Below are 1,889 nucleotides of genomic sequence, written 5' to 3' on the forward strand. Positions count from 1 at the left end.
CGATTCAGAATGTCATCCCGACTCCAGCTTTCTGACTCTCGGGTATTGATGTGCAAAACAACATGATAGTGATTGGACATCACTGCGTACGCACACACTTCAATGGCAAAAACAGTCGCCAGTTCATTGAGCCGATCTACCACCCACTGCCTGCGGTGCTCATAGTTCTGCCCGGTAAGGTGGTCTTCACCACATAAAAACGCTCGACGGACACATCGAGCTATACAGTGATAGTAGGGCGTGGCACCAGGATCAATCAAGGTACTGCGGGCTCGGGTCATGAACGCTCCTGTTTGATAAAAAATCAGGGACAGGAGTAAAGTAGTTCAGCCGGACGGTTAGTCAAATGTGTGGGTGTCCCTAAGCCGCCCTCCCAAGTCGCCCAAGTCACCCAAGTCATGCTCCCACTGTTCGGACTACAAATCACTGCAAGGATAAAATGAAAAATCAAGACAAATATTCTCAACTTTCTCTAGTAATGCTAGAGTTTCTTGAGTCATTCTTATGGATGGGCATGGACTATCTGAATATATCGCAATATCCAAAACAGCCATTTCAAAACCAGTTATAGACTGTAACTTTGACAGTATCTCATTTTGTAGCAGGCTAGCTATTTCTTCATTTAAATCACCAGCTACATTTTCCGTTGTATATTCTAAAGTAAAATCCTCTCCTTCCCTACTTAACCAGTTTCCATCTAAATCTCTTGTAGAGAAATTCGGGACTGTATCGCCATAAAAAAATCGAAATGAAATATCAAAATAATTATATATAGACATTTCTCAACACTCATCGCCTGGTGATGTTATTTTGTCATACATATTACTGAAGTCATAGTTTGGTATTTTGAAAATATCATCAAGTTCGTAGATGCCCGCCATATCCATGGATGGCTCATTCTCAGGCAGGCAACCAACTCCTTGATGCCGCCCAGCTCTACACATTTCTTGTAAATGATCCCAGATAATTGAAGGAATTCCTCCAGGAGACCTTAATCTCCTTTTTCTATCCCTTTCCCCTCTACGATCCTTACTATTCTTATCATTATCCCCATCTGGTTTACCTGAGTATTCCCATTCTTGATACATCTCCTCCACTTCATCTCTTGTGTAGTTATCGTGAGCTTTTCTTCCACTTTTTTGCTTCTTCTTCCTATGCACCCAACGCCAAAATTTATCTGGCTTGCCATATCGCTTATCACCTTTATGCAAGCCAAATTTATCTGAAAAATTAATTGGGCTCGCATCGACATATGAATACCTATTAATCCCACCACTCAACCCAATCGGATCACTCTGAACATACCGTCCAACACCCGGATCATAATCCCTAAAAAAGTTATAATGCAGCCCTGTTTCCTGGTCAAAGTACTGCCCTGCAAACCGCAAATTATTCCTCAGTTCGCTCCCTTCCCAGACTTCCGTTTCCCCGAAAGCACTGGCCTTGGCTTTCCAGGTCACCTTGCCGTTTCTTCGGAAGGCTTTCTGTGGGGTACCCAGGAGGGAATCTAGAGGAATCTAAGGAATCTAGGACACCCATAGAATTCAACCAAGTCATAGCAGCCAACTATTTACTTCAATCAACTGATCACAAAAAATGCCAACCACAAACCAGTGTCATAAACCCATTTCATGATAAACAGTCTACAAGCAGCAAGAGGAGAGAACGATTGCTCTGAAAGCCTGTACAGGCAATCCATCAAAGCAGACACGGCAGAAATACTGATTAGCTTTAGCGCTCTAAAAATAGACGACTACTGGAAAACATTCCCTGAACCCACTTTTGACCTACCTCACGAGCATAGGCTTTCATAACGTCTAATCGGCCTATTGCTCGATAAAAGCGATTATTCCAGGCCATGGTTTTCAACCATTCATCCGAATCTATTT

Annotated in this window: 3 protein-coding genes; all 3 read right to left on the reverse strand. The window is 42.8% G+C overall.

Annotated elements, in window-relative coordinates; genetic code table 11:
• A partial coding sequence (locus WG89_RS28680) for a transposase (protein WP_153301904.1) occupies positions 1-281 on the reverse strand: 281 nt, incomplete at its 3' end.
• A 135-nt stretch (positions 282-416) separates the two neighbouring features.
• Positions 417-779 carry a hypothetical protein gene (locus WG89_RS28685; protein WP_062271214.1) on the reverse strand — a complete coding sequence of 121 codons (363 nt, stop codon included), beginning with the start codon at positions 777-779 and terminating at the stop codon, positions 417-419.
• A gap of 3 nt (positions 780-782) precedes the next feature.
• Positions 783-1,460: an RHS repeat-associated core domain-containing protein gene (locus WG89_RS28690; RefSeq protein ID WP_062271217.1), complete on the reverse strand. Its 678-nt coding sequence runs from the start codon at positions 1,458-1,460 to the stop codon at positions 783-785.
• Positions 1,461-1,889 lie beyond the last annotated feature (429 nt).

This window comes from Endozoicomonas arenosclerae, assembly GCF_001562015.1.
GTDB lineage: Bacteria > Pseudomonadota > Gammaproteobacteria > Pseudomonadales > Endozoicomonadaceae > Endozoicomonas_A > Endozoicomonas_A arenosclerae.

Excerpts from the sequence above, each read along its gene's own strand:
- WG89_RS28685 (WP_062271214.1), bottom strand. The coding sequence starts at position 779 with ATGTCTATATATAATTATTTTGATATTTCATTTCGATTTTTTTATGGC.